This window comes from Clostridium sp. HMP27, assembly GCF_000765165.1.
In the GTDB taxonomy this organism is placed as follows: Bacteria; Bacillota; Clostridia; order Clostridiales; family Clostridiaceae; genus Clostridium_AK.
In genome coordinates this window covers 133,525-155,843 of record NZ_JMFY01000034.1, presented here as the reverse complement: position 1 = coordinate 155,843, position 22,319 = coordinate 133,525, and the positions used below count along the sequence as shown (strand labels likewise).

Annotated in this window: 26 protein-coding genes; all 26 read right to left on the bottom strand. The window is 31.3% G+C overall.

Features of this window, described 5'->3' with window-relative positions:
- Positions 1-4: 4 nt before the first annotated feature.
- The 26 genes from DP68_RS14955 to ssb all read right to left on the bottom strand — a co-directional run bounded on the left by DP68_RS14955 (position 5) and on the right by ssb (position 22,309).
- Positions 5-664, bottom strand: coding sequence for a flagellar brake domain-containing protein (locus DP68_RS14955; protein ID WP_035310881.1), 660 nt, complete (start codon positions 662-664; stop codon positions 5-7).
- Between the two features lie 30 nt (positions 665-694).
- Positions 695-1,567 carry a MinD/ParA family protein gene (locus DP68_RS14950; RefSeq protein ID WP_035310879.1) on the bottom strand — a complete coding sequence of 291 codons (873 nt, stop codon included), beginning with the start codon at positions 1,565-1,567 and terminating at the stop codon, positions 695-697.
- Positions 1,561-2,679, bottom strand: a complete 1,119-nt coding sequence (flhF, locus tag DP68_RS14945) for a flagellar biosynthesis protein FlhF (RefSeq protein WP_035310877.1) — start codon at positions 2,677-2,679, stop codon at positions 1,561-1,563. Before flhF ends, DP68_RS14950 begins: the two co-directional genes overlap by 7 nt.
- A gap of 1 nt (position 2,680) precedes the next feature.
- Positions 2,681-4,744 carry a flagellar biosynthesis protein FlhA gene (gene flhA / locus DP68_RS14940; RefSeq protein ID WP_035310875.1) on the bottom strand — a complete coding sequence of 688 codons (2,064 nt, stop codon included), beginning with the start codon at positions 4,742-4,744 and terminating at the stop codon, positions 2,681-2,683.
- 42 nt (positions 4,745-4,786) lie between these two features.
- Positions 4,787-6,619 carry a fused FliR family export protein/FlhB family type III secretion system protein gene (locus DP68_RS14935; RefSeq protein WP_035310874.1) on the bottom strand — a complete coding sequence of 611 codons (1,833 nt, stop codon included), beginning with the start codon at positions 6,617-6,619 and terminating at the stop codon, positions 4,787-4,789.
- An 18-nt stretch (positions 6,620-6,637) separates the two neighbouring features.
- Entirely contained in the window at positions 6,638-6,907 is a 270-nt protein-coding gene (gene fliQ, locus DP68_RS14930) for a flagellar biosynthesis protein FliQ (protein ID WP_035310872.1), read from the bottom strand.
- 12 nt (positions 6,908-6,919) lie between these two features.
- A complete protein-coding gene (gene fliP / locus DP68_RS14925; protein WP_035310870.1) occupies positions 6,920-7,705 on the bottom strand; it encodes a flagellar type III secretion system pore protein FliP in 786 nt (261 codons plus the stop codon).
- Positions 7,686-8,054: a flagellar biosynthetic protein FliO gene (locus tag DP68_RS14920; RefSeq protein ID WP_035310869.1), complete on the bottom strand. Its 369-nt coding sequence runs from the start codon at positions 8,052-8,054 to the stop codon at positions 7,686-7,688. The genes fliP and DP68_RS14920 overlap by 20 nt, the downstream gene beginning before the upstream one ends.
- 26 nt (positions 8,055-8,080) lie before the next feature.
- Entirely contained in the window at positions 8,081-8,611 is a 531-nt protein-coding gene (locus tag DP68_RS14915; protein WP_035310868.1) for a flagellar basal body-associated FliL family protein, read from the bottom strand.
- Positions 8,608-9,348, bottom strand: coding sequence for a flagellar motor protein MotB (locus tag DP68_RS14910; RefSeq protein ID WP_035310866.1), 741 nt, complete (start codon positions 9,346-9,348; stop codon positions 8,608-8,610). The genes DP68_RS14915 and DP68_RS14910 overlap by 4 nt, the downstream gene beginning before the upstream one ends.
- Positions 9,341-10,168: a motility protein A gene (locus DP68_RS14905; RefSeq protein WP_035310863.1), complete on the bottom strand. Its 828-nt coding sequence runs from the start codon at positions 10,166-10,168 to the stop codon at positions 9,341-9,343. Before DP68_RS14905 ends, DP68_RS14910 begins: the two co-directional genes overlap by 8 nt.
- Positions 10,165-10,374: a flagellar FlbD family protein gene (locus tag DP68_RS14900; RefSeq protein WP_035310861.1), complete on the bottom strand. Its 210-nt coding sequence runs from the start codon at positions 10,372-10,374 to the stop codon at positions 10,165-10,167. Before DP68_RS14900 ends, DP68_RS14905 begins: the two co-directional genes overlap by 4 nt.
- Positions 10,375-10,497: 123 nt before the next feature.
- Positions 10,498-11,502, bottom strand: a complete 1,005-nt coding sequence (locus DP68_RS14895) for a flagellar hook-basal body complex protein (protein ID WP_035310859.1) — start codon at positions 11,500-11,502, stop codon at positions 10,498-10,500.
- A gap of 35 nt (positions 11,503-11,537) precedes the next feature.
- Positions 11,538-12,068: a flagellar hook capping FlgD N-terminal domain-containing protein gene (locus tag DP68_RS14890; RefSeq protein ID WP_052085832.1), complete on the bottom strand. Its 531-nt coding sequence runs from the start codon at positions 12,066-12,068 to the stop codon at positions 11,538-11,540.
- Between the two features lie 12 nt (positions 12,069-12,080).
- A complete protein-coding gene (locus DP68_RS14885; RefSeq protein ID WP_035310857.1) occupies positions 12,081-13,451 on the bottom strand; it encodes a flagellar hook-length control protein FliK in 1,371 nt (456 codons plus the stop codon).
- Positions 13,452-13,456: 5 nt separating this feature from the next.
- Positions 13,457-13,894 carry a flagellar export protein FliJ gene (gene fliJ / locus DP68_RS14880; RefSeq protein WP_035310856.1) on the bottom strand — a complete coding sequence of 146 codons (438 nt, stop codon included), beginning with the start codon at positions 13,892-13,894 and terminating at the stop codon, positions 13,457-13,459.
- Positions 13,895-13,919: 25 nt separating this feature from the next.
- Positions 13,920-15,227 (bottom strand): flagellar protein export ATPase FliI, encoded by a 1,308-nt coding sequence (gene fliI, locus DP68_RS14875; RefSeq protein ID WP_035310855.1) that lies wholly within the window; start codon positions 15,225-15,227, stop codon positions 13,920-13,922.
- A 23-nt stretch (positions 15,228-15,250) separates the two neighbouring features.
- The gene (locus DP68_RS14870; protein WP_035310854.1) at positions 15,251-16,048 is read right to left on the bottom strand and encodes a hypothetical protein; all 798 of its coding nucleotides are present in this window, start codon (positions 16,046-16,048) and stop codon (positions 15,251-15,253) included.
- Positions 16,032-17,054, bottom strand: coding sequence for a flagellar motor switch protein FliG (gene fliG / locus DP68_RS14865; protein ID WP_035310852.1), 1,023 nt, complete (start codon positions 17,052-17,054; stop codon positions 16,032-16,034). Before fliG ends, DP68_RS14870 begins: the two co-directional genes overlap by 17 nt.
- A gap of 5 nt (positions 17,055-17,059) precedes the next feature.
- On the bottom strand, positions 17,060-18,625 hold the full coding sequence (gene fliF, locus DP68_RS14860; protein WP_035310850.1) for a flagellar basal-body MS-ring/collar protein FliF: 1,566 nt from the start codon (positions 18,623-18,625) through the stop codon (positions 17,060-17,062).
- Between the two features lie 16 nt (positions 18,626-18,641).
- The gene (gene fliE / locus DP68_RS14855) at positions 18,642-18,950 is read right to left on the bottom strand and encodes a flagellar hook-basal body complex protein FliE (protein WP_035310848.1); all 309 of its coding nucleotides are present in this window, start codon (positions 18,948-18,950) and stop codon (positions 18,642-18,644) included.
- A 10-nt stretch (positions 18,951-18,960) separates the two neighbouring features.
- Positions 18,961-19,392, bottom strand: coding sequence for a flagellar basal body rod protein FlgC (gene flgC, locus DP68_RS14850; protein WP_291549555.1), 432 nt, complete (start codon positions 19,390-19,392; stop codon positions 18,961-18,963).
- 77 nt (positions 19,393-19,469) lie between these two features.
- A complete protein-coding gene (flgB, locus tag DP68_RS14845; protein ID WP_035310844.1) occupies positions 19,470-19,871 on the bottom strand; it encodes a flagellar basal body rod protein FlgB in 402 nt (133 codons plus the stop codon).
- 420 nt (positions 19,872-20,291) lie between these two features.
- Positions 20,292-21,155 carry a flagellin gene (locus DP68_RS14840; RefSeq protein ID WP_035310840.1) on the bottom strand — a complete coding sequence of 288 codons (864 nt, stop codon included), beginning with the start codon at positions 21,153-21,155 and terminating at the stop codon, positions 20,292-20,294.
- Positions 21,156-21,226: 71 nt separating this feature from the next.
- Complete coding sequence (locus DP68_RS14835) at positions 21,227-21,892, bottom strand: TVP38/TMEM64 family protein (RefSeq protein WP_035310837.1); 666 nt, start codon at positions 21,890-21,892, stop codon at positions 21,227-21,229.
- 75 nt (positions 21,893-21,967) lie between these two features.
- On the bottom strand, positions 21,968-22,309 hold the full coding sequence (ssb, locus tag DP68_RS14830; protein ID WP_035310835.1) for a single-stranded DNA-binding protein: 342 nt from the start codon (positions 22,307-22,309) through the stop codon (positions 21,968-21,970).
- Between the last annotated feature and the right edge of the window lie 10 nt (positions 22,310-22,319).

Below are 22,319 nucleotides of genomic sequence, written 5' to 3'. Positions count from 1 at the left end.
AATTTTAATCCCCTTCTATCCCAAGTTTTCTTTGTTCCCTCATTATTTGAAATAATATTCTCATTATTTTATCTACAGTTTTATTATCTATGTCTATAAAACATATTCCATATATGCCTTTATTATTTTCATCTTTTTCTACCCTTACAACTTTCCCTTTTAAACTTAAGTTCTCCTCTTTAACAGGAATATTCATCATGATTATGTCCCCTAAATATAAATCCCTTGTGGCGCTAAGCCTTATTCCTCCTGCACTTAAGTCCAGTGCGTATCCACTATCAAAGGTTATTTCATCCCCATTTATATCTAGTAGTCCATTTTTATTACCTATGACAGCAAATAATATATTGCTTAAAAAATATACTCTTACAAAATTTCTTCTTTGTATTTTAGTAAACTTCTCAGGCTTCTTTAAAGTTATCATCATTATTCTGTCTATTTTTCTTCCTAAGACAGGAGTAAAAAATTTATACACAGATTTATCTTGGTAATATATTCCTTCTATAATTTCACCTTTTCTTAAAGGTAAATAACTTCCGCTCTTAACAGGAACGCTTATTGCAATATATTCATCGGTTAAATCTTGTATATTACTCTTATAAATTCCGTCTTCCATCAAAATTTCAATCTTCTCATTTACTTTGAAATTTATCCTCTCACTCATGCTCATAACACTCCTACCCTAGTTTATATTTTATGAAAATATAGCAAAAATCTTTTTAAATAAACCTTTTACAGAAACATTGTCCTTATACACACTAGTTCCTACAAGCTTTTCTGCTATTTTTTCTATGGCTCTTGCTGATTCTGAATAAGGTGCACTTATTACCACTGGATCTTGTTTTCTTACTGCTTCTGTAAGCTTTCTATCTTCAGGAATATCTCCCAAATAACTTAATTCCATATTTAAAAACCTACTTACAGTACTCTTAAACCTCTCATAAGTACTTATAGACTCCTTTAAGTTAAAAGACTTGTTTATAACCACATATGCTGTATCCTTTAACTTAAAATGTCTTACAGCTTTTAAAAGACTATATGCATCTGTAAGGGATGTAGGTTCTGGAGTAGTTATAAGTATGAGCTCCTCTGAACATGCCACAAAGGCTAATACATCTCTATTTACTCCTGCACCTGTATCCATAAGCAAGAAATCTACGTCTTCTATTTCCCTCAATTTGGTTATAAACTCTTCCCTTTGAGAATCTGAAATCTCATCTATCTTTGAAAATCCATTCCCTCCCGGTAAAAGCTTTATCCCAAATGGGCCCTCTACTAATACTTCACTTATCTTCATGTCTTTAAATATAACATCATATATATCATATTTAGTTATGTGTCCCATTAGCACATCATCATTCCCCATACCTACATCTGCATCAAATATCATTACCTTAAATCCTTGCTTTTGAAGGGATATTCCTAAATTAACTACCAAATTACTTTTACCAACTCCACCCTTACCAGATGTGATAGTAATTATACGTGGACCCTTTTTAACTTTTTCAGCTTTATTTTCCTGCCTTTGTTCTATAAGCTTTCTTAAATTTGCCGCTTGATCTAGCATACATTATCTTCTCCTAGAATTAAATTCACTATTTCATCTTTAGAAGGAATTCTAATATCATCTGGAACATTTTGGCCAGTAGTTATAAAACTTAGTGGTTTTTTAGCAGTATTTAGTATATTTAAAATTGGCCCATAAGTTGTAGTTTCATCTAACTTTGTTACTATAATATAATTGTATTCTAATACTTTATACCCTTCTAATATTGTATGTATATCCTTGTTTTTTGTTATTCCACTTATAACCAAATGAATATCTTTTGTATTTATTCTATCTATAAAGGCTCTTAGTTCTGAAATCTGCATTACATTTTTAGAGCTTCTTCCTGTGGTGTCAACTAAAATGGTATCACAATCTTTCATGCCTTCTATTGCACTTTCCATATCCTTTATGGAAAAAACTACCTTAAAAGGTATATTCATTATATCTGCATAGGTTTTAAGCTGTTCTACCGCTCCAATTCTATATGTATCTATAGTTATTAGTCCCACTTTTTTCTTCTCTAAAAGTGCAAGTCTTCCAGCAAGCTTTGCTATAGTAGTGGTCTTCCCAACTCCTGTAGGTCCTACTAAAACTACTATATCATTTAGTGTTTTTTCTTTTAATTCAATACTTTTATGTAATATCTCCTTAACAGCTTGTATATTTTCCTCGTCTTCTTTAGGAAGCTTTGTAAATATTTCTTCAATTATTTTTATTTCTATGTCATTTTCCTGAAGCTTTTGCTTTAATTTGTTGTGTGAAGATTCCTTATCATCTGTTACATTCATCATATTTTTCATCATGCTTTTCATTTCATGAAATTCTTTTAAAAGTTCATTTTGAGTTCTATTGGCTTCTGATTCTGCAGTTTTATGATTCATACCTAATGAAGCTTTGTCTTTAATTAATGTTTTTAAAACTTCAAAACTATCCTCTTCTTTTTTAGGAACTTCTTTAGCACTGTTGTCTACTGCTGCTGTAACTTCCAATACTTTTCCTTGAAAAAATCCCAAAAATCCAGGCTTCTTTACTCTTCTTTGACTTATTATTACTGCCTCTCGACCTAGTTCGTACTTTATTCTATTCATAGCCTCATTCATGTTATTTACAATATATTTTCTTATCATCATTTTATACAGCTACAACTCCTTCGGCCTTAATTTCTACATCATTTGGTATTTCATTTATAGAAAGTACACATAAGTTGGGGAATACCATTTCTGTAAGTTTTCTAAAAGCTGGTCTTATTTTAGGAGATACCAGTATTACAGGCTGACCTTCATAGAAGAATGTACCTTCTATAGTATTTCTTAAAGAGCTCAAAATTCTTCCTGTTGTTTCTGGATCAACTGCCGGAAAGGAACCTTGCATAGATTTTTGTATATTATTTGCTACTATTTCTTCTATTTGTGGTGCTAAAGTTATAACTGTTATAGAGTTATTTTCATCTATCAAAGAATTACATATGCTTCTTGCAAGGGAAAATCTTGCATATTCTGTTAATACTTCTATATCTTTTGTAGTTCTTGAGTTATCTGCTAAAGATTCAAGTATAGTTACCATATCCCTTATAGATACTCTCTCTTTTAATAGATTTTGTAGAATCTTTTGTATTTCACCTATTGTCATAAGATCTGGTATAAGTTCTTCTACTACTGTACTATATTTTTCCTTCACTGAATCAATGATAACCTTAACTTCCTGTCTTCCTAAAAGCTCATATGAATGGGATTTTATAACTTCAGTTAAATGTGTTACCATAACCGTTGTAGGATCTACCACTGTAAGCCCTTTTATCTCTGCATCTTCTTTTTTATCATTATTAATCCATATAGCAGGAAGCCCAAATGCTGGCTCTATAGCCTTTATCCCCGGCATTTCTACCTCTCCCGAAGGATCCATACATAAAAGCATACTAGGCATAAGTTCTCCTTTTGCAATTATAGTTCCTCTTATCTTTATCACATATTCATTGGTCTTAAGCTGAAGGTTGTCTCTTATTCTTATAGGCTGTATTACAACTCCCATTTCAATAGCACATTGTCTTCTAACTGAAGTAATTCTTTGAAGTAGATCTCCACCTGATGCCTCATCTGCAAGTGGTATAATTCCATATCCTATTTCCACTTCCATTGGTTCAACACTAATAAGATTCATAACATTTTCAGGTTCCTTAGCTTGTATTTCAGTAATTTCTTGATTCTCCAATTCTATTTGCTCTATAACCTTAGCTTGTTCATCCTTATAAAGCATGTATGATGATACTCCACAAGCTATAGAAAGTATTAAAAATGGTGGCTTTGGAAGTCCCGGTATTAAAAACATAAAGAATAGTACTGCAGATGCCATAGCAATTACCTTAGGAAATGCAGTAAGCTGATTGCCTACAACCGAACCAAAATTTTCTTCATTTCCTGAACGAGTAACTAATATACCAGAAGCTGTTGATATCAAAAGCGCTGGTATCTGACTCACAAGTCCATCTCCTATAGTAAGTCTTGTAAAAGTTGCTGCTGCCTTTGCAGCATCCATATTCATCATTAAAACTCCAATTATTATTCCACCTAAGATATTTATACCTGTAACTATAAGTCCTGCTACTGCATCTCCCTTTACGAATTTAGATGCTCCATCCATAGATCCATAAAAATCTGCTTCCTGCTGAAGCTTTTTTCTTCTATCTCTTGCTCCAGTTTCATCTATAAGTCCCGAATTAAGATCTGCATCTATACTCATTTGCTTACCTGGCATAGCATCTAATGTAAATCTTGCTGATACCTCTGAAACTCTTGAAGCACCACTTGTTATTACAACAAACTGAACTATTACTATTATTAAAAATATTATTATTCCAACTACATAATTTCCTCTTACAACGAAACTTCCAAAGGCCTCTATTACGCTTCCTGCACTTCCTTCAGATAATATAAGTCTTGTAGAAGATATATTAAGTCCTAATCTAAATAATGTTGTAACCAACAGCATGGTTGGAAATGATGAAAATTGTAGTACATCTGTGGTAAACATAGTCAAAAGCATTATTACCACTGAAATTGTAATGTTTAATGCTAAAAGCACATCTAAAAACCATGATGGAAGTGGAATTATTATCATCATTACTATGGCTATAACTCCAAAAGCTATTACAATGTCTATATTATTTTTTATATTAAACCTTTTGCCTGTGTTTTCCACATTAATTCTCCTCACTTTTTAGTTAATAATCCTTATAATTAACTACTTGCTTTTCATTATAACTGCCAATATTTCTGCCACTGCTTGATACATTTCTACAGGTATTTCTTCATCTATTTCAACCTTTTCATAAATCATTCTAGCTAATGGTTTATTTTCTATAATCGGTATTTCATATTCCCTTGCCTTTTCTTTTATCTTTAATGCTATATAATCTGCTCCTTTTCCTATTACCTTTGGAGCTTCATCTTTCCCTTGTTTATATCTTAGTGCTATAGCTAAATGAGTTGGGTTTGTAACAATCACCGATGCATCTGGAATACTTTGCATCATTCTACTCATTGCCATTTCTCTTTGCTTTTGTTTTATCTTTCCTTTTACTTGAGGATCTCCTTCTTGCTGCTTAAATTCTTCTTTTATTTCTTGTTTTGTCATCCTCATATCTTTTTTAAATTGTCTTCTTTGAAATATGTAATCCCCTAGTGCTAGTGCTACTAGTACTAAAGTAACTTTAAAAAATATACTTTGAATCAATTCCTTTATAGCTTCTATAAGAACTGAAAATCTTAAATTATACAAATTTAAAATTTTCGTGTAGTTTTCCATTATAAATTTATATCCTATATATCCAACTACTGTTATTAAAAGCACATCTTTTACTAGTTCTACTAAAGTTCTTACAGAAAACATCCTTTTAATCCCGCTTATGGGATTTAATTTTTTAAAATCAGGTTTTATAGGCTCCTTTGTAAACATAATTCCAGTTTGCATAAGATTTGCAGCTATTCCCATAATCATAATAGGTATCATTACAGGTAATACAAGCATTGCAACTCTCGTTAATGTTATAAATGTTATGTAAAATAAATTATTATAAGATAATTCCATATATAAAAAATTAGTTAAAAAATGAATTATAGTGTCTTTAAGTCCTTCTACTATATAATTTCCTAGTGCTGTTATAATTAATGTACAAGCTAAAAGTGTAAGTGCTAAACTTGCTTCCTTACTCTTAGCTACCTGTCCCTTCTTTTTTGCTTCATTTAATTTATGAGGCGTAGCTTCCTCAGTTTTATCATCAGAAGCAAATATAAATAATACAGGAATCATTGGTAATGTATTAAATATTCCTTTAAAAACCTCTGTCATTAAACTAAATGCTTCCCCAATTAAGTTTAAAAATATAGGCATTGCAAATAAAAAACTTGCCAGTACCATAAGTATTTTAATCGGAAGCCCTAGTATCATAACATTTAGTTGAGGAACAGTTCTGGACATAAGTCCCAAAACTAAATCTGTTATTATTACAATTAATATAATTGGTATTGCCATTTTAAAGCCAATTATAAAGAAACTTATGAATGCCTCTATTATAATTCCTGCGGATCCCTGGAATAGTATAAGTTTCCCAAGAGTTACCCATTTAAAGCTTTCAATAAGCTGCAATAACAAAATATGATGTCCATCTACTATAAAAAACATTACAAGACTTATCCAATATAAAAGTCTTTCTATTAAAGTAGCATTGCTATTTGAATTAGGATCAAACATACTTGCCATGGATAATCCTGATTGAATATCCATCATACTTCCTGCAAATTTAGCTGCCATAAAACAAAGTTCCACTGCAAATCCAAGTATTATTCCTGTGATAATTTCACTTATACCATTTCCCATAAAAATCATCATATTTGAAGCAGAATTTATTTTTGAAAGGTCTACACCTGGTAAAATAATGTACGATAATATAATGGCTACACCTATTTTTGCCATTGGCGGTGTTCCTTTGGGAAAAAGTCCAGTTGCTACAGTAAAAAAGCTAATAAGTCTTAAAAAGACTAAGATAAGTGCTGTAAAATATGCTATATCTATCAACTAAAACACCCCAACGATTTATTGTATTATATTTGAAATCAATGCAAATATTCTTTCTGTAAAGTTTACAAGCTGATGAAGCATAAAACTTCCTGTAAGAAGTCCAACTATTGCAACAGCTATAAGTTTTGGCACAAATGTCAGTGTTTGCTCCTGTATTTGTGTTGTTGCTTGAAAGATACTTACAATAAGACCTACAATTATTGAAATTCCAAGTATTGGTGCTGCTACTATAAGTCCTGTTTGTATGGCATCTTTTACGATTCCTATTACCACATTTTCGCTCATTTATTAATCACCTCATTTAAAACTCATTATTAAAGATTTTACTAGGAGGTGCCATCCATCAACCATTACAAACAAAAGAAGTTTAAATGGCAATGAAATCATCACTGGTGGAAGCATCATCATACCCATGGACATAAGTATACTTGCTACTACAAGATCTACAATTAAAAATGGAATAAAAAGTAAAAATCCTATTTGAAAAGCTGTTTTCAATTCACTTATTATAAATGCTGGAACTACAATATACAGAGGCATCTTTTCACTTGTCACATCTTTATTTATCTTTCCCACTTCTACAAAAAGCTGCAAATCCTTTTTTCTAGTTTGCTTTAGCATAAATTGTCTTAGCGGTGCTGCTCCAATTTCTATAGCTTGTTCTTGACTTATTTTATTTTCCATATATGGAGTAAAGGCCTTAGAATTAATTTCATTATATACAGGGGTCATAATAAATACTGTTAAAAACAGTGCTAGTCCTATAAATACTTGGTTTGGCGGTGATTGCTGAGTACCTATAGCATTTCTTAAAAATCCAAACACCACTGTAATTCTTATAAAACTAGTCATCATTATAATAAAAGAAGGAAGTAATGTAAGTATAGTAAGCATTATAAGGAGCTTTATATTATCTACATAATTTTTAGAGTTTCCTGCTCCATCTAAAGATATATTAACCCTTGGGATTGGCACATTTGCAGGAGCTGCATAAATTTTAGATGAAAATATAAGCACACAACATACTGCTATTAATATTGTTCCAACTAAGACTTTAGCATTTTTAATATTTAGTTTCTTCATCTTTATCTTCCTTTTTAGATTTTAATTTATTAATTAAATCTTTTATGTTACGGTACTCTGGAATTTCCTTTGAGCACTCAATTTTAATTATATCTTCGCTAGGTACTTCAAAAAGAATTTCTATTTTACCTTGCACGCTAGATACTACATAGGCCTTTTCTCCTATCTTTACTACTAAAATATTATTTTCTTTGGATAGTGAAAGCCTATCTAATACTTTCATATATTTTACCTTTTGAAGATCTTGAAGCTTTCCTCCCCCATATTTTATTGATATATATATAAGCATTAGTACAAAGGGGAGGACTACTATTATCTTCAATAAAGTTGCGAAAAACTGTAAATCCATATATACCTTACCTTTATTCTTTAGTTTTACTGAACTAATATTTCATTAAAATAAATACTTTCACATCTGCCTTCTTTAAACATTGGATTTATTCTATTTAGTATTTCAAGCTTTATATCTTCTGTTCCTTTAGGAGTAAAATCCTTTGCTTTTTTTGCTCTTAGTACACTATTAATTGCATCTCTAAGCATTGGTGTCTTACCTTCAAGTTCCTTTGCAAGTTTTTTATTGCTGTGCCCTATATAAATATTTGCTTTTACAAACCTTTTCTCTCCCTCATCTGAAAGATTTACTAAAAATTCGCCAAGTTCAAATGTGAACTCACTTATTACAGGCTGAATTGTCCCGTTTGCAATTATTTGTGTTGAAGGTGCTTGTGTAGATAGATTGTTATTTACTACTTGAGTATTACCACCACTTGCCTGACTATTATTTTTATTGACTAGCATATATCCTCCAAAAGCTCCTCCAGATATAGCTAAAACTATGATAATTATAATTATTATAGTTTTGAAAGTTTTTTTCCCTTTTCCTTCTTTAGCTATCTTTTCACTCATTTACTACCATTCTCCTTTTCTGATGCTACAATTACTATATTTACTCTTCTATTTTTTGCTTTATGTTCTTCTGTATCATTAGAATATAAAGGTTTATATTCTCCATATCCTGCCGCAGTAAATCTAGAAGGAGTATGTTTCTTGGTTTCAACAAAGTATCTTACCACATTTACCGCTCTAGCTGTTGATAGCTCCCAATTGGAGTTATATTTATAATTGCTTATAGGCACATTATCTGTGTGCCCTTCTACCACTATTTCATTAGGTAAATTTAATATTACCTTGTTTAATTTATCAAGTATTGGTAAACTAGAAGGTTTTATTTCCCCTTGTCCAGTTTCAAAAAACACATTATCTTTTAACTCTAATAGCACTCCGCGTCTATCTGATTTTACGCTTACAGTATTTTGAAGTTTGTTTTGTTCAACAAAATCTCTGACTTTATCATAAAGCTCATTTTCTTTTCCGCCAGTATCAGACCCTAAATCCACCGTTTCCCCTACCAAAGGAACATCTCCATTTTTCATGTTAAAATCAAATATTGTCTGTCCACTATCTCCAGATAAAACACTTTGAAATGCAGAGGCTATTTGTTTAAATTTTTGAGCATCTACACTGGAAAAAGAATATAGTAAGACGAAAAAGGTTAAAAGCAAGGTAACTGTATCCGAATAAGTTGCAAGCCATTCATTATTTGCTCCTCCTGCATCGCTACCCCTTCTTTTTCTTCTAGCCATTTTCAGCCACCCCTTCTGCTTTTGCAGATACTGCATAATTCTTTCTCTCTTCAGGTGATAAATAAGCCATAAGCTTTTCTTCAACTATCCTTGGATTTACACCTGATTGAATAGAAAGTATTCCTTCTAACATCATATCTCTTATAACTACCTCTTGTTCACTTTTCAGTGATAAATTTGCAGCCATAGGATTAAATATAAGGTATGCCATTAATGAACCATAAAATGTAGTTATAAGTGCCTTTGCCATACCTGATGCTATTTGACTTGAATCCGAAAGATTGGCAAGCATTTGTATAAGTCCTATAAGCGTACCTGCCATACCAAATGCTGGTGCATATCCTCCCCAAGTTCTTAGCATCTCTATTCCTTCTTTATGGCGTCTTTCCATTTCAGAAATTTCTAAATCCATTATTTCTCTTATGGTTTCTGGCTCAATACCATCTACTACCATCTGAAGTCCCTTCTTTAAAAAATCCTCCTCTATAGAGCTTATTTCATCTTCTAAAGAAAGAAGTCCTCCCCTTCTTGCTTTTCTTGAAAGAGATACAAATTCACCTATTATATCTGGTGCAGATTTTTCACTTTCTCTAAAAGCCTGAATTATTATTTTAAATAATTTCTTAAATGTATTAAATGGGTAAGCTATTAGCAAGGCACAAAATGACCCACCTATAGTTATTATCACAGAAGATATATCCCAAAACAGTTTAAGCTGCCCAATACTATATTCTGTAATACTTACCATGGCCATACCCCATAGCATCATTCCAAAACCTAACGTTATACCTATTGCTGTTAATATATCCCTTCTTTTCATTTCTTAGTAGCCTCCTGTGAGTTCATGGAAAATATTCTTCTTTTGTATATTAGAACTCTCTCTAAAATCTCATCTAAAGATTCTCGTACTAAATACCTTTTTCCATTTACTAAAGTTATAAGACTTTCAGGCACAGACTCCATTTTTTCTATATGTTCTGCATTAAGTATAAACTTTTTTCGATCTAACCCCGTAACTTCGATCATTACTTTGACCTCCTTGTCACTATAGTTTTAATTATAAGTTTTAATCAAGTGCAAGAAATTTGCGCTAATAAGGAAACTTCTATACACTTGATTAATATTAATAATAAAAATTGCTAATTAAAACTATCTCTTAAGATTGACTAATTCCTGAAGTATTTCATCACTAGTTGTTATTATCTTTCCATTAGCCTGAAAAGCACGAGAAGCAACTATCATTTCTGAAAACTGTTCTGCTAAGTCTACATTTGACATTTCAAGCATTCCTTGAGCCAAGTCTCCATATCCCTCATCATTTGCATCCTCTTTAGCTGTTCCAACAGCTGTTCTAATAACCGCTGGTCCAGAGTTTGCTGAGTTCTGCCATATATTTTTGCCTGCCTTAGTCATACCTTCAGGATTTTTAAAGGATGCCATGGCAATTTGACCAACTGCTGTAACTGTATTATCACTTAAAACAGCCTTTATAAGTCCATTTTTGTCAATGGAAAAACTCTTTACTCTTTTCATTTCTCCATCTTCACCCTCAATTTCATCTGGTATAGCTAAAGGTACTAGCTCATCCTCATTCTCAGGTTTTAAATCCTTATCTTCTGCATCCACATAGGCCATTTTTACTTTACCATCTTCTACCTCATATCCTTCAAAAGCATATCCTAATACTCTCAATCCGTCAGAATTTATTAAGTTACCATTGTAGTCTAACTTAAAAGATCCATCACGGCTGAACATTGTTTCCATATCCGTAGCACTTTTAATTGTCATGTATTTGTCGTCACTAGTGTCAATAGTAATTTTTCCTTCTATGTCTCCCTTACCTACCATAAAGAATCCATCTCCATCTATAGCTACATCAAGCATTCCTCCTGTAGGCTGCATATTACCTTGAGTCATAGTTGTATCAATTCCAGCAACCTGCACCCCTAGTCCTACTTGACTTGGATTCGTACCTCCTATAGTTCTACCTGGCCCTGTTGCTTCCTTAACATTTTGACTTAACATGTCTTGAAATCTTATTCTTTGATTTTTAAAAGCAGTAGTACCTACATTTGCTATATTATTACCTATTACATCTAACTTAGTTTGATTTGCTTTAAGCCCACTTATGCCTGAATACATTGCACGTATCATTTCATATAACCTCCAATTTGAAATATTTTTATATTCTAAACAATTTCCCTTTTACTATCCTCTTCGGAACCATTTGGTGATTCCACATTATCTTTAGAATCCTTTGGTGTTGCTACAACTTCTATAATAGAGCTATACATAAATTGTCTTATATCATCTATTTCTGTACCATCTTCAAGCTTTATTTTTCCTACATTAACATTTACTCTTACTGCGCTTCCATCTTTAGACACTCCAGTAACTGTACCTACATGATATTCCCCCTTATCATTTAAGGAATCTATCATTACTGTCTTACCTATTAAACCTGATGCTCCAGAAAAATTCATGGAAGTATTCATATTTGTCATCTGCTCCAAATTAGCAAATTGAGCCATTTGAGCTACATATTCAGTTCCGTCTTTACCACCAGATAATGGGTCTTGATTAGTAAGTTCTGCTGCTAGTATTTGTAAAAAGGCATTTTTGTCTAATTCTCCTCCAGCTTTTACTATCTTAGTACCTCTATTTGTTTTTGTAGATGAATATGTTTGGTTTTGAGTATTAATGCCTGTAGTTTCTGCCATTTTCTCACCTCCTTAAGCAAACAAATTTACATTATTTAGTTCTTCATTTGGACTGATTACTTCATCTATATCAAGTCCTTGAATTTCTGTAGTAGACGATTTATTTTTTTTTTCTTGCTGTTTCCCACTATTTTCATGTTCAGATTGTCCCTTAAAAAAGGTTGTGTCTTCGTATATATTTATGTTAAGGCTTTCAATACGTATATTATTTTGTTGTAATTTATCATTTAACTCTGAAAGATGAGCGTTTAATAAGTTGAAGGTTTCCTTATTTTGAGCCATAATGTTAGCCTTCATAACGCCTCCTTCTGTAGTTACTTTAATTATTATTTCTCCTAGTTCTTTAGGATTAATTTTGACAGTTAAGTCCTTAAGATTGCTTACTTCCATATATTTTACTGTTTTTAGTATGTCATTTACAAAAGTATCTTTATTTATAACTATATTTTCTTCTGCTGGGACTTGTATATTTTCTACAGTTGTCTTTAAATGATTGATAAAGTTAACAGCATTTTCAATCTTGTTATCTTTTAAAGAGTCCTTAGATAAATTTTTAAGTATATTTTCTTCTTGTGAGAGCTTGTTATCTTTTAAACTAAAAAAACTCTCTTTATCTTGTTTAGTAATGTCAGATATTACATTAATATCTTTATCCTGCTTAATATTGTTAGATACTACATTAACATCTTTGTTTAAAGTTACTTCATGCTTTTCAAATATAACTCCATTTTTATTTGAAGATTTATTTAAACTTTCCTTAGCTTCTTTTACAAGTGATGTAAGTTCTTCCTGTAAACTTTGTTTAAAAGATTCTGGAGAATTAATATGTAACTTATTATCTAAAATATTTTCATCAATATTTCCCAATAATGAATTAAGCTTATTCTTGAAGTAGCTATCATCTAAATTAACATTATCAATTAAAAGTTTCACATTGGACATTATTACTTCCTTTAATCGACTTACTTCGTCTTTAGAAGTAATGTTATTTAAGGAATTTAATATTAAAACCCCCATTATTGAAATAGCTTCATTCGGTAAAACGTTACTTTCCTGTGCACTTAATATATCATCTTTTATAAGTTGTTCTAAATCTTCAATTGAGTTTATATTATTTAGTTTTTCTTCACTTATTCCTGCTTCCTTTAGTTTATCTTTTATGTTATTAATGTCCAAACTGGAATTGTTATCTATTTCTTTGCCTTCACTTTTACTTCTTGTTTCTTTTAAATTATCTTTTTTAATTTCCTTAGAGGACAACTTACACTTATTTTCTAAAGTTTTAGAAAAGTCATCCTTAAATTTAGTATCTTCTGACTTTTTAGGAGTTTCTATATTTTTTACATTAAAATTAGGTTTAATTTCTCCTAATGCTACATTCAATTACTTTACCTCCCTCGCATAGCTCTTATGTGAGCATAAAGTGCAAATTCATCATTAGCCTTTTGTTCAATTAAATTTTGTTCTTTTATAAACGTTTCATATCCTTTTTCTTTCAATATTTCTACAGTTTTTCTCTCTATTTGCTTTTGCTTCAATTCTTGGCGTGCATTATTTAAAAGCTTTTCCTTATTTTCAAGTTCCCTTGAAGTCTGATTTATTCCTACATTTAATGCTGATAAATATCGATATTTTATTTTTTGCTCTACTATACTTTGATTATCACATAAGCTTGAGTATTTCTTGTAATTTTCCTGAAGATAAATTAATTTATTTTCAACCTCTATCTTTTCTTTTTGAACTTCTTTAAATTTTCTCTTTGATTCATCTTCTTTATCCGTTCTTATGTTTAAAAGTTTCTGAAGCCTAAATTTATAGTTTTCCATATAACTCCCTCTTCTCAATTGTCAATCATTTAAACATTGATTTAAGCCAATTTATAGTATCATTAAATGCTGTCTGTTCCTCTACCCTTTGTGTAAGAAATTTATTTATACTATCAATGTAATGTATAGCCATATCAACCTTATTGTTACTTCCCTTAACATAAGCACCTATGTTTATTAAGTCTTCAGATTCCTTATGAGTTGCCATAAGATCCCTTGAAATTGCTGCAACCTTTTTGTGCTCTTCTTCTGCAATTTCACTCATAAGTCTACTAATGCTATTTAGTACATCTATGGCGGGATAATGATTTTTAGCTGCTAACGCACGAGAAAGTACTATATGTCCATCCAATATACCTCTTACTGCATCAGCAATAGGTTCATTAAAATCATCCCCATCTACAAGCACTGTGTAAAATGCTGTTATAGAACCTTTATCAGACATTCCTGACCTTTCCATAAGCCTTGGAAGCATTGCAAACACTGAAGGAGTATAGCCTTTAGTTGCTGGAGGTTCACCTATAGCAAGTCCAACTTCTCTTTGAGCCATTGCAAATCTAGTTACAGAATCCATCATTAGAATTACTTTTTTTCCCTTATCTCTAAAGTATTCTGCTATAGCTGTTGCTGTAAATGCTCCCTTAATCCTCACCAGAGCTGGTCTATCAGAAGTTGCACATATTACTATGCTTTTTTTCATACCCTCAGGTCCTAAATCTCGTTCTATAAAATCTAAAACTTCTCTTCCTCTTTCACCAATAAGGCATATGACATTTACATCTGCGTCAGCATATTTTGCTATCATCCCTAAGGTTGTACTTTTTCCAACACCACTTCCTGCAAATATTCCTATTCTCTGCCCTTCACCACAGGTTATAAAACCATCTATGGCTCTAACTCCTGTTGGAATTATATCCTTTATTCTTTTTCTCTTCATAGGATCTGGAGGTGCTGTATCTAGGGGATAGTAAACCCCACACCTTACTTCTTCACCCTCTAGCGGTCTTCCCAGTCCATCCAAAACTTTCCCAAATAGTTCTTCAGAACATTTTACGCTTAAAGGTTTTCCAGTCGGCACTACTCTACAACCAGGTGATATACCTATAAGTTCTCCAAGCGGCATTAGTATCACATCTTTTTCCTTAAAACCAACAACTTCACAATCTATAGGATTATTCCTTTCATTGTATATAATACAAACTTCACCAACAAAAGATTTTATTCCTTCTGCTTCAATAGTAAGCCCTATTACTTTTTTAACAATGCCCTCTATATGATAAAAGTTAGTTTCTTTAATTCTTTTATTTATAAGCTGAAACTTTAATGCTTCCATACTGTACCCTCTTATTTACTCCATTATTCCGAAAGAAGTATTTCCTCTATTTTTTCTAAGGCCTTCTCTGTACTTATGAGTATTTTACCATTATCTTTTTCTATTAATAAATTCCCTTCAGATATTGTCTCGTCTAGTATGATAAATATTTCTCCTTTAAACACCTCACGAGTTTTCCAAATATCTATGGTGTTTTTTAACTCCTGTTCATATATAGGATTACATCTTATTATTACCGATTTGGCTCCCTTAGCTAACTGCAAAACATCCAATACCATATCATTCAAACTATCTTCTTCTTTAATTTCTCTTTTAAATACAACTTCTACTATATTTTTAATAGTCCTCACCATTTCATCTTTTTTTTCATCAAGATATCTTAAATATTCAGCCTTAGCACTTTCTACAATTTTACTTGAAGTATTTTGTGCTTCCTTTAATAGTGCTTCCCTTTCTGCTTCTGCTTTTTTGATATTTTTTTCATATCCTTCTTCGTATGCATCACTGTATCCCTTATTTTTTCCTTCTTCATATCCTTTTTTATATGCTTCGTTGTATGCTTCATTTCTTATTATATCTGCTTCTTTATAAGTTTGAATTAATATATCTTCCCTTTTAGCCCTAGCCTGCTTTAATATGGAATTACTTAAAGCTTCATAACTTTCAACTATACCTTTAGTGCAAACTCCTTCACTTCTATCTTTAACATAACTTTCTTCAGCGAATTCCTTATAAACTTTAGGAATATATTCAGTTATTATTTCTCTTTTACCTTGATTAACTAGGCTTTCTCCTTTTATTACTTTATACGATGATTGCATCTTCTCCACCTCTTGCAATTACTATTTCGCCAGCCTCGTCAAGTCTTCTTATAATTCCAACAATTTTTTGCTGTGCCTTTTCAACATCCATAAGTCTTACAGGCCCTAAGAATTCCATGTCTTCTTTCAATGAAGCAGCAGCTCTTTTAGATTGATTTTTAAATATAGCATTGGCTACTTCCTCTGAAGCTCCCTTGAGTGCCAGTGAAAGTTCTTTCGTCTCTACTTCTCTTAATACTCTTTGTATTGATACATCATCTAATGTAATAATATCTTCAAATACAAACATAGATGACTTAACCTTTTCTGCAAGTTCAGGATTTTCTCTTTCTAGAGCCTCTGTTATATTCTTTTCTGTAGTTCTATCTACTTGATTTAATATATCAACTATAGTTGGAACCCCACCCATAGCTTTCATTTCAGATTTTACTACAGAAGATAATTTACTATCCAGCACCTTTTCTATTTCCTTTAATACCATAGGAGAAGTATTATTCATAGTTGCAATTCTATAAGCTACGTCTCCCTGTACTTCTTCGGATAACTCAGATAAAATTTGTCCTGCCTTATCTGACTGAAGATGGCAAAGTATAAGAGCTATAGTTTGAGGATGTTCATTAGATATAATATTTAAAAGCTGATTTGCATCTGCTTTTCTAGCAATAGCAAATGGTCTAAACTGCTGAGTAGCCTCTGTTACCTTATCTAATATTTCTATTGCTCTTTGGCTTCCTAATGCCTTAGATAGAAGGGTTTTAGCGTAATCTAAACCTCCTTCTATAAGATAATCCTTTGCTTTATTCATTTGAATAAACTCTTCAAAAATACTTTGCTTTTGTTCTGATTTTACCGCACTAATATTAGCAATCTCATAGGTAATCTTTTGTATTTCTGATTCAGGAAGTTTCTTTATAATTCCAGCAGAAGCCTCTGGTCCTAAAGTTATAAAAAGTATTGCTGCCTTTTGTACTCCAGTCAATTTTTCGCCATCTACCCCGTTATACATTTAAATCACCTCTCATCTTCTGCCAACCAAGATTTTATTATTTCTGAAACTTGATCTGGTTTATCTATAGCATATTTTCTTATTTCATTTTCTGTATGACTAATTTCAGTTTCTGTTTCCAATTCTATAGGTTTAAATTTAGGTTTTTGTTCGAGTTCAACTTCATCATCTATAATAGTATCTATATGATCTAGCTGTAAAACTTCCTCTTCTTCTTTTTTATGGCTTCTTCTTCTTAAAATCATTCCTATTACTAATGTTAATAATAAAATTACTCCAATTCCTATTAATCCATATTTCTTCATAAGAGCTGCTCTTTCTTGTTCCTTTTCCATTGCTTCTAAATCATCTTTAATCTTATTTTCTGACTCTTTATCAAAGGCTAATCCTTCTACGCTGATACTGTCTCCTCTAGCTTGATTGTATCCTACAGCTGACATAACACTATTGCTAACAGATGCTCTTGTAGCATTATCCATAGTGCCATCTAGAATCACAGAAACTGTAAGTCTATTAACATCTCCTGGTGCTTTTATTATCTTTTCCTTACTTTCAGATATTTGATAATTTTTAGTGTTTTCCTCATGAGTTGTTACGCTACCATCAGCATTAGTCTCAATTTCATTATTCATATTGTCATCTACAGGACTTCCTGTCACTTCACCTTCTGAACCCTTTTCAGTGGTTTTTGAATTTTTCTCACTTACCACCACATTCTTAGGGTCATAAGTTATTTTATCAGTTTCTTGAGCATCGAAATTTAGGTCAGCATTTACAATAACCCTTACCTTATCTTTCCCATAGACAGCCGAAAGCATATCAGTAACTTTGTTTTCAAGCTTTTTTTCATAATCCTTTTCCAATACTTGCTGTTTTTCCGCTGAAGAAGATGCTTCAAATTCACTATCTTCAAAAAGGTTTTGCGTTAAGCTGCCTTTTGTATCATTTATTTCAACATTTTCTTTTGGTAAATTTTTCACGCTACCAGATGTCAAAGAAACTATAGCCTTTACTTGATCATTTGTAAGCCTTTTGCCAGATTTCATTTTCAATGTAATCGACGCTTTTGCTGGTGCAGAATCCTTAACAAAAACACTATCTTCAGGAAGTACTAGATGCACTCTGGCATTTTCTATTTCAGGAAAGGCTTTTATAGTCCTTTCAATTTCTCCTTGAAGTGCCCTTTGATAGTTTATTTTCATTTCTGCATCTGTGCTTCCAAATTTACTTTTATCTAAAAGCTCAAATCCTTGACTTCCATTAGTCATAGGCACTTCAGCTAACACTTCCATTCTTAAGGAATCAACCTTATCTGTAGGAACTAATATAGTATTGCCCTCTACTTTAAAATCCTCTTTTTTTTCTTTAAGTTTAGTATAAATTGCTCCTGCATCGTCAGAATCTACATTTTGAAAAAGAACAGCATATTTAGTGGAACTTACTGAAATAACACCATATATTAAAACTCCAATAATACTTACTAAAATAATTCCATAAGCTATCTTCTTTTTTGTGCTCAATTCAAATAATTTTGTCCTTAGGTTGCTAATCCATTGGGATAGCTTGTTCATTCACTAGCACTCCTTACTATAATTGCATTCTATTAATTTCTTGGTATGCTTCAACTATCTTATTTCTCATCTGTACTGCCAACTCCAAAGATAGCTTAGCTTCTTCCGCATCTAACATGACCTTATGTACATCTACTTCCTCTCCGCTTATAAAAGCACTTGTTGTATTTTCTGATGTTATTTGTTTTTCATTTATTCCATCTAACTTATCTTTAAGAACTGAGAAAAAACCACTCTCTTTTTCATTTGATTTGTTTTCCACTCCTCCATATATTTTCATATCTTCAAACATAGAACTTAATGGAGTAAATTCATTTATTCTCAATATTTTTCACCTACCTTCCTATTTCTAACGCCTTAGAAAACATTGATTTTTGGGAATTTATTGCATCTACATTAGCTTCATAGGCTCTAGTTGCAGCTATCATATCAGCCATCTCATTTAATATATTTACATTTGGCATCAATACATATCCACTTTCATCCGCATCAGGATGAGTTGGATCATATACTCTTCTAAGCTCCGTTGGATCTTGAGCTACCTTTACTGCCTTTACACCTAAAAGTCTCTCCTTTTCTTTTCCAGTAGATTTATCCATCTCTCTTGTTAAGTTTTCCTGAAATAATGCAATTTTTCTTCTATAAGGCTCTCCATCTTTCCCTCTTGTAGTTGAAGCATTTGCTATATTAGACGCAATGGTATCCATTCTCAACCTTTCAGCTGATAGTCCGCTGGCACTTATTCTTAAATTATTAAACGCTTTCACAATATTTCACCTCGTTGTCATTATTTTAAATATTTATTATTTATTAGTTTCATTAATGATACGTATGCTATTAATCATCATTTCCCACTAATAACAATCCTCTTTTGTGAAATTCTATTATTCAGCTGAGCAATCATTGCATTGTACATAAGAGTATTTGCAGCTTGATTAACCTTTTCCAAATCTAAATTAACATTATTACCATCATCCCTCATACTGCTTGTCTTATCTTCCTTTACAGTAATTTCTCCTAAAGAAGCACCATCATTAAAATGTCTTTTGTTAGAAACTTTTAAATTTAGTTCTGTTTCATTTTGTTTTAAACTTTCCTCAAAACTTACATATCTTCTCTTATAATTTCCTGTATTTATATTTGAAATATTATTAGCTATAACCTTACTTCGTTCAGAAGAAGCGTCTAGCCCTTTTTTTATAATTTCATATGTAAATTGATCTTGCGAAAGATTAGAAATTCTCAAATTATCATCTCCCATTTTTTTCTATATTTTTCTAATATTATTACATTAAATTCAAAATACGCTTCAATTTTACAATAAAAACAAGCTTTTGTATAGTATTAATATTTACTTTTTTTAAAATATTTAAATAAATTATAAACTTTTTTAACTTTTTTTAATAGTTCGAAAGTTTTTTAGTAAAATTAATGTAAATGGTGCTATTATGATACAATTTTAGTCCATTATATCTTGTTAAATACTGTTATTAAATTAACAATTTAAAACATTTTTTTCCTATACTATGCAATTATACTACATTTTTTACTATTTTTCATCTAATTTTAAATACATTTTATTTTTTATTAAATTAAATTTTATTTAATATAATAAAAAAAATAATAGGCAATCAGCTTTTATATCTATACTGATTACCTATATCTCTTACCTACTTCTTACATTTTCTAGTATTCTTAGTATTTCCTGTGGCAACTTATTAGATTGAACCATCATCGCATTACCAGACTCTATGAGTATATTATTTTTAGTAAATTCCATCATTTCTTCTGCTATATCTGTATCTCTAATGGAGCTTTCTGCAGCCTGAGTTGCCATTTCAAATTCTCCTAAACCTTCAAAACATTCTTCAAACTTGTTAGCTAATGCTCCATATTTGCTTCTCACATCGCTTAAGTTTTTTATTACCGAATCCATTTGATCAATAGCGCTACCTAAATCATTATCTTTTACTGACTCAATTATAAGATTTAAATTCAAGCTGTCTCCAGTTTCTAAATCCTTTAAATCTTCTGCTCTTAAATCATAAAACTCTATTTTTACATTTTCATAGGCATTAGCTCCTATTTGCATTTTCACATTATTTGCACCATCTTGTGGATCAAATAGAGATACACCATTAAATTCACTATTTTTTGCTATATCATCATACCCAGCTATCATTTGTTTTACTTCATTTAATATAGTTTCTTTATCTTCAGTATTATTTGCTCCATTTCCTGCTTGGACCAAAAGTTCTCTTACTCTTTGCATAGTGTTTGTCATAGAATCTAATGCTCCATCTGCGGTTTGCATCATACTTATTCCATCTTGTGCATTTTTTTGAGCCATTTGAAATCCTCTTATTTGAAGTCTCATTCTTTCACTTTTAGCAATTTCATTTGGCGCTTCTCCGGCCTTTGTAAACTTTTCTCCAGAAGATATATGCTTTAATGCTTTGCTTTGATTTACCAAAGACTTTTGATATTGCCTATATATTCTTTGCGAAGACATATTTTGCATTAATCTCATAAATTATCACTCCAAAATCAAATTATAAATATAAATCAATACTTTATTTATCGGCATTAAACCATATTACTTTATTTAAAAGATCTCTTTTTCGCCAAAAACCAACCTAAAACTCCTAAAATAATTATTACTAATACAGATATTATGAATTCAGGAGAATGAGGCTTAAATATATTTTGTCCTAGGTATGCATAAGCTGCGGTTTCTACAACTACACCTAATATAGATCCTATAATATAATCTTTATATTTTATTTTCGTAAGCCCTAAGGTATAGCTTACTATATCGTAATGAAATACAGGTATAAATCTTATAAGCGCTATCATGAAAACACCATTTCTATTTATTACTTTATCCATTTTCATGCCTTTTCCTTTAATTATCTTGTCCACAAAAGATTCCCCTAAAAGTCTTGCAATAAAAAAAGCTAACGTTCCTGATAAAAAAAATCCAATTAAACTCAATAATAATCCCTGCAGAGGACCAAACAAACTCCCCCCAACTATAGTCATCAGCATGGCAGGTATAACTATTATAAGTGGTTTTAATGCAAATATAATTACAAATACAAATTTCGACAAAGCGCCCTGATTTCTTATAACGTTTTCCAAGTATTCCTTATTTATCCCTAGAAGAGTTGTCCTATATTTCATTAAAAAACACACTTGAATTATTAGGATGCAAATTACTACAATTTTAATTACAAATTTACAGTTAACGCACTTTTTATATATCATAATTTATTTCTCCCTATAATATATTTATCTTCTACATTCTTATATTATAGGGAGATATAATAATGGTCAATATATTTATTCTGCTTTTTCCTTATGTTTGAATAAATCTACAAATTGTATTTGTTCCGCTACTACTTGAGCAGAATATTTCTTTTCACCATTTTCTTTAGTATAAGCTCTAATATTTATTCTTCCCATTACACTTATAACCTTGCCCTTTTTAAGATAAGGGGCTAATGCTTCACTTGCTTTTTTCCAATACACTATTGGAATGAAATCAGCATCTTTTTCTCCATCTTTGTTTAAAAAAGGCTTTTGTACAGCCAATGTAAAATTTAAAACCGCAGTTTTATCTTCTCCTACATATCTCAATTCACAGTCCTTAGCTAGCCTTCCTATTAACAAAACCTTATTCATTTCTTCACCT